This window comes from Micromonospora sp. NPDC049101 (assembly GCF_040648675.1).
Lineage (GTDB): Bacteria > Actinomycetota > Actinomycetes > Mycobacteriales > Micromonosporaceae > Micromonospora.
In genome coordinates, this window is sequence record NZ_JBEZED010000057.1 from 1 (window position 1) to 6,789 (window position 6,789).

Below are 6,789 nucleotides of genomic sequence, written 5' to 3' on the forward strand. Positions count from 1 at the left end.
CGATGCGGCACGGGGTGTTGCCGAGGACGTTGCATGTGGGTGAGCCGTCGCCTTTTGTGGATTGGTCGTCGGGTGGGGTGCGGTTGTTGACGGAGGCGCGGTCGTGGCCGGAGACGGGTCGGCCTCGGCGGGCGGGGGTGTCGTCGTTTGGTATTAGTGGGACTAATGCGCATGTGATTCTCGAACAGGTGCCGGTCGAGGCGCCGGTCGAGGCGTCGGCGGTGGAGCCGGTGCCGGTGCCGGTGGTGTTGAGCGCGCGGACCGACGCCGCGCTACGGGCACAGGCCGGCCGCCTCCTGGCCCTGCTCGCCTCCGAGCCTTCCGTGTCCCCCGCGGACCTCGGCCTGTCGCTGGCCACGACGCGCACCGCCTTCGCGCACCGTGCCGCCCTCGTCGTCGCCGACCGGGAAGAGCTCACGGAGGGGCTGCGCGGCCTCGCCGAGGACGGCCCGGCGGTGGGCGCGCTGCGGGGGACTGCCCGTCCTCTCGGCCCCGGGCCGGTGTTCGTCTTCCCCGGGCAGGGCTCCCAGTGGGTCGGGATGGCCGCCGAGCTGATGGAGTCCTCGGTGGCCTTCGCGGAGCGGCTGCACGAGTGCGCCGCCGCGCTCGATCCGTTCGTCGACTGGTCGCTGACCGCGGTGCTGCTCGGCCAGGAAGGAGCCCCGTCCCTGGACCGGGTCGACGTGGTCCAGCCGGTGCTGTTCGCCGTGATGGTGGCGCTGGCCGACCTGTGGCGAAGGCACGGGATCGAGCCCGCTGCCGTCGTCGGCCACTCCCAGGGAGAGATCGCGGCGGCCTGCGTCGCCGGAGCGCTGAGCCTGCCCGACGCGGCCCGCGTGGTGGCGCTGCGCAGCAAGGTCATCGCCGAGCGGTTGGCGGGTGCGGGTGGCATGGCCTCGCTGCCGCTCCCGCCGGAGGAGGTCGAACGCCTGCTGTCCCCGTGGAGTGGCCGCGCGTCGGTCGCCGCGGTCAACGGCCCCCGCTCGACAGTGGTCTCCGGGGCGCCGGACGCGATCGACGGGCTGCTGGCGGCCTGCGAGGCCGCGGGTGTGCGGGCACGGAGAATCCCGGTCGACTACGCCTCCCACTCCGCCGAGGTCGAGCCGATCCGCGAGCGACTGCTGGACCTGCTGGCGGGAATCGAGCCACGGCCCTCGGCCGTGCCCTTCCACTCGACGGTGACCCGGGACGGGCCGCTCGACACCGCGATGCTCGACGCCGAGTACTGGTACCGCAACCTGCGACAGCCGGTGCTGTTCGAGGACGCGGTCAGCGACCTCGTCTCGCGGGGCCACACGCTCTTCGTCGAGGTCAGCGCCCATCCCGTGCTCACCATCGGCATTCAGGAGACGCTCGACGACGCGGGCGCCGACGCGTTCGCGCTGGGCACGCTGCGGCGGGGCCAGGGCGGGCCACGCCGCTTCCTGGAGGCGTTGGCCGAGGCTCACGTCCACGGCGCGGCACCCTCCTGGGCGGCGGTGTTCGCCGGTTCCGGGGCGCGGCGGGTCGAGCTGCCCACCTACTCCTTCCGACGGGACCGCTACTGGCTCGACGCGGTCGGGCACTCGGGCGACGTGACCGCGGCGGGCCTGCGCGCCGCCGGCCATCCGCTGCTGGGGGCGGCGGTGCCGTTGCCGGGCACCGACGGCTTCGTGCTCACCGGCCGGCTCGGCCCACGCACGCACCCGTGGCTCGCCGACCATGTGGTCTCCGGCAGTGTGCTGGTGCCCGGCGCGGTCCTCGTCGAGCTGGCCGTGCACGCCGGCGACCAGGTCGGCCGGGACGAGCTCGAGGAGCTCACGCTGCAGGCGCCCCTGGTGCTGACGGGGTCGTCCGAGGTCGACCTCCAGGTGGAGGTCGGTCCGCCGGACGATGCGGGCCGGCGGCCGGTCCTCATCCACTCGCGGGAGGCCGCCGACGACGGGGACGGCACGTGGACCTGCCACGCGGTCGGCACACTCGCCGCGTCCTCCGGGGACGTACCGCAGTCGCTCGCGCAGTGGCCGCCCACCGGGCCGGTGGTCGAGGCCGGCTATGCGGATCTCGTCGAACGCGGTTACGAGTACGGCCCCTGCTTCCAGGGCCTCGGCACGGTGTGGCGGCTCGGTGCGGAGATCTTCGCCGAGGTGCGGCTGCCCGACGAGCCCGCTCTCGACAATCCCGCCGGGTACGGGCTGCACCCGGCGCTGCTCGACGCGGCGCTGCACGCCGTGGTGCTCGCCGGGCAGGCGGACGACGAGGTGGCGCTGCCCTTCTCCTGGTCGGGGGTCCGGCTGCACGCCTCGGGAGCCTCGTCGCTGAGAGTGCGACTGACGCCGTCCCCGCAGGACGGCGCCTACGCCCTGGCGTTGTTCGACGGCGCGGGCGATCCGGTGGCCACCGTCGACTCGCTCACGGTGCGTCCGGTCGCGCCGGGGCACCTCGCGGCCCCGGCCCGCCGCGCCTCCGACACCTTCCGCGACTCCCTGTTCCGGTTGGAGTGGACCGAGGTGTCCGCCCGCCCGTCCAGTCTGGCCGGCACTGTCGCGTTGGACGCCGACGACCTCGGCCTGGGCCTGCCGGTCCTGCCAGGGCTCCCGTTCCAGGGCGATTCGGTTCCCTCCCAGGTGGTCGTGTCCGTCCCGCCGAGTGGCGACCCGGAATCGGCGGACGCGGTGAGTTCCGTGCTGCACCGGACGCTCGCCGTCCTTCAGGCCTGGCTGGCCGACGACTGTCTTGACCAGGCCAGACTCGTCGTGGTCACCCGGGGCGCGGTGGCCACCCGGCCCGGCGAGGACGTGCACGACCTGGCGCACGCGGCGGTGCACGGGCTGGTGCGTTCCGCCCAGGCCGAACACCCCGGCCGGTTCGCGCTGCTCGACCTGGAGCCCGGCGCGGCGGACCACGGCACACTGTCCGCCGCCCTGGGGTCGGCCGAGCCCGAGCTGGCCGTCCGCGCGCGCACGTTCCTCGCCCCCGCTCTCGCCCGGGTCAGCTCCCCCACACGGTTGCTGCCGCCCGCCGCGTCCGCCTGGCGGCTGGACGCCGCGGAACGGGGCACCCTGGAGAACCTCGCGCTGCTGCCGAACCCGGACGCCGTCGCCGCACTGGCACCAGGCGAGGTCCGGGTGGTGATGCGGGCCGCGGGTCTGAACTTCCGGGACGTGCTCAACGCCCTCGACGTCGATCTGGGCGAGAACACGCCCCGGCTGGGTGTCGAGGGCTCCGGAGTGGTGGCCGAGGTCGGACCGGGCGTGACCGGCCTGGCCGTCGGCGATCGGGTGATGGGCCTGTTCTCCGGCGCGTTCGCCCTGCTCGCCGTCACCGACGAACGTCTGCTGGCCAGGATGCCGCAGGGATGGTCGTTCGAGGACGCGGCCGCGGTCCCGGTGGTCTACCTGACGGCGTACTACGGCCTGGTCGACCTGGCCGGGCTCCGTGCGGGTGAGTCGGTCCTGGTGCACGCAGCGGCGGGCGGCGTCGGCATGGCGGCCGTCCAGTTGGCGCGCCATCTGGGTGCCGAGGTCTACGGCACCGCCAGCCCGGCGAAGTGGGAGACCCTGCGGTCGCTCGGCCTGCCCGAGGACCGGATCGCCTCGTCCCGGTCGACGGAGTTCGAAACGACCTTCCACCGGGGTGTGGACGTAGTCCTCAACTCGCTGTCCGGGCCGTTCGTCGACGCGTCGCTGCGTCTGTTGTCTCCCGGCGGGCGATTCATCGAGATCGGCAAGACCGACCTGCGCGACCCGCAGGCCGTGGCCGCGACCCACGGGGGAGTCGCCTACCGGGCGTTCGACCTGCGGGAGGCGGGCCCCGACCGGATCCGGGAGATGCTCGCGGAGATCCTCCGGTTGTTCCGCAGCGGTGCGCTCACCCCGATGCCGGTGACCCGGTGGGACCTCGGACGGGCACCCGAGGCCTTCCGCGTCCTTCGCCAGGGAACGCACGTGGGCAAGCTGGTGCTCAGCCTCCCGGAAGGGCCCGACCCCGCGGGCACGGTCCTGGTCACGGGCGCCTCCGGGAACCTCGGCGCGCTCTTCGCGCGGCACCTGGTCAGCAACTACGGAGTGCGCCACCTGCTGCTCCTGAGCAGACGGGGCGAAGCGGCCCCGGGCACCGCCCACCTGACCGCCGAGCTGACCGCCCTCGGCGCCACCGCGACCTTCGCCGCCTGCGACGCCAGCGACCGGGCGGCGCTCGCGGCGGTGTTGGCCACCGTGCCGTCCGACCGGCCGCTGACCGGTGTGGTCCATGCGGCTGGTGTGTTGGACGACGGTGTGGTCGAGGCGTTGAGCCCCGAGCGGATCGACACCGTACTCCGCCCGAAGGTCCAGGCCGCGCTCAACCTGCACGAGCTGACCCTGGACGCCGGACTGTCGATGTTCGTGCTGTTCTCCTCCGCCGCCGGGACCCTGGGCACGGCGGGACAGGCCGGCTACGCGGCTGCGAACGCCTGTCTGGACGCGCTCGCGTACCGGCGTCGGGCCGGCGGACTCGTCGCCACGTCACTCGCCTGGGGCCTGTGGGCCGAGCGGAGCGGGATGACCGCGCACCTCGGCGCGGCGGACCTGGCCAGGATGGGGCGGTCGGGGCTGGTCGCGCTGGAGTCCGAGGAGGGCCTTGCCCTCTTCGACGCGGCGCGCCTGGTGGACGAGGCAGTTCTCGTCCCGGCCCGGCTCGACCTCGCCGGACTGGGACGCCGGGCCAAGGACGCCACCGCGCCACCCGCGGTCCTCCGCCGGCTCGTCGGAGCACCCGCCCGCCGGGCCGCGGCTGCCCTGCCGGAGAGCGTGTACGCGCTGGCCGACCGGCTGGCGGCCAGCGCCCAACCGGACCGGCTGCTCCTCGACGTGGTCCAGACGCACGTCGCAGCGGTCCTCGGCCACCGGCCCTCGGACGCCCTCGACCGGGCACGGTCCTTCAAGGAACTCGGCTTCGACTCGCTGACCGCTGTGGAACTGCGCAACCGTCTGCGCGCCGACACCGGCCTCAGGCTTCCCGCGACGCTGGTCTTCGACCACCCGACCCCGGACGCGCTCGCGGCCTTCCTGAAGGCAGAACTGCTGGGTACGTCCGCCGCGGCCCCCGCACCCCCGCCGGTCGCCGCCGGCACGGACGAGCCGGTGGTGATCGTCTCCATGAGCTGCCGCTACCCGGGAGGTGTGAGCGGGCCGCAGGACCTCTGGGACCTCGTGGCCCGGGGCGGGGACGCGGTCTCCGACTTCCCGGAGGACCGCGGGTGGGACCTCGACCGGCTGCGCGATCCCGACCCGGACGCGCCGGGGAGCAGCCACGCGGGCGGCGGCGGCTTCCTCGACGGCGCGGCGTTGTTCGACGCGGCGTTCTTCGGGATCTCGCCGCGTGAGGCGCTCGCCATGGACCCGCAGCAGCGGCTGTTGCTGGAGACGTCGTGGGAGGCGGTCGAGCGGGCCGGCATCGACCCGTCCTCGCTGCGGAACAGCCGGACCGGCGTCTTCGTCGGCACGTCCGCCATGGGCTACGAGGCGGGTGCGCAGGACTCGTCGGATGAGCTGGCCGGTCACCTGCTGACCGGCAACACCATGAGCGTCGCCTCGGGGCGGATCGCCTACACCTTCGGTTTCGAGGGTCCCGCCGTCACTGTCGACACGGCCTGCTCGTCATCTCTGGTCGCGCTCCACCTGGCCGCGCAGTCGCTGCGGCAGGGGGAGTGTGATCTCGCGCTGGCGGGTGGCGTGACAGTGATGGCGACGCCCGCGACCTTCGTCGAGTTCAGCAGGCAGCGCGGCCTGGCGGCCGACGGCCGCTGCAAGGCCTTCTCGGCCGCCGCGGACGGCTTCGGACCGGCCGAGGGTGCGGGCCTGCTCCTGCTGGAGCGGCTGTCGGACGCCGAGCGCAACGGCCATCGGATTCTGGCCGTCCTCAGCGGCAGCGCGGTCAACCAGGACGGTGCGAGCAACGGGCTGACCGCTCCGAACGGCCCGTCGCAGGAGCGGGTGATCCGCCAGGCGCTGGCGAACGCGGGCCTGACCCCCGCCGACGTGGACGCGGTCGAGGCGCACGGCACCGGAACCAGCCTGGGCGATCCGATCGAGGCGGGCGCGTTGCTGGCCACCTACGGCACGGAGCGCCCGGAGGCCACGCCGCTCTGGCTCGGGACGCTCAAGTCGAACATCGGCCATGCCCAGGCGGCGGCCGGTGTCGGCGGTGTGATCAAGATGGTGAAGGCGCTGGAGCACGGCGTACTCCCGAGGACCCTGCACGTGGACGTGCCGTCTCCCCACGTGGACTGGTCCTCGGGTGCGGTGCGGTTGTTGACCGAGGCGAGGCCGTGGCCGGCGGCCGGCCGGCCTCGGCGAGCCGCCGTGTCGTCGTTCGGGATCAGCGGCACCAACGCCCACGTCATCATCGAGGAGCCCCCGTCCGTGCCGGCCGAACGCCCGGCCGAACCGGCGCTGCCGGCCGAACCGGCGCTGCCGGGCCCGGTGCCGGTGATCCTCTCCGGCCGGGGCGCCGAGGCGTTGCGAGCGCAGGCCGCCTCGCTCCGGCACCACCTCGACGCCCACCCGGAGACCGGGTTGCTCGACGTGGCCTTCTCCAGCGCCGTCGAGCGGCCGCTGCACGACGACCGGGCGGTGGTCCTGGCCTCGGACCTTGGCGCGCTGCGTGGCGGTTTGGCCGCGTTGGCCGAAGGCCGGACCGCGCCCGGAGTAGTGACGGGCACGGCACGGCCGGACGGCCGGGTGGCGTTTTTGTTTACGGGGCAGGGTGCGCAGCGGGTGGGTATGGGTCGTGAGTTGTATGGGTCGTCGGTGGTGTTTGCGGCGGCGT

General features: G+C 74.1%; 1 protein-coding gene. It reads left to right on the forward strand.

All coding sequences use genetic code 11. From position 1 onward, the window contains the following. Nucleotides 1-2: 2 nt before the first annotated feature. Nucleotides 3-6,789: SDR family NAD(P)-dependent oxidoreductase (locus AB0B57_RS36655; RefSeq protein ID WP_357081027.1), on the forward strand; the 6,787-nt coding region annotated here is incomplete at its 3' end.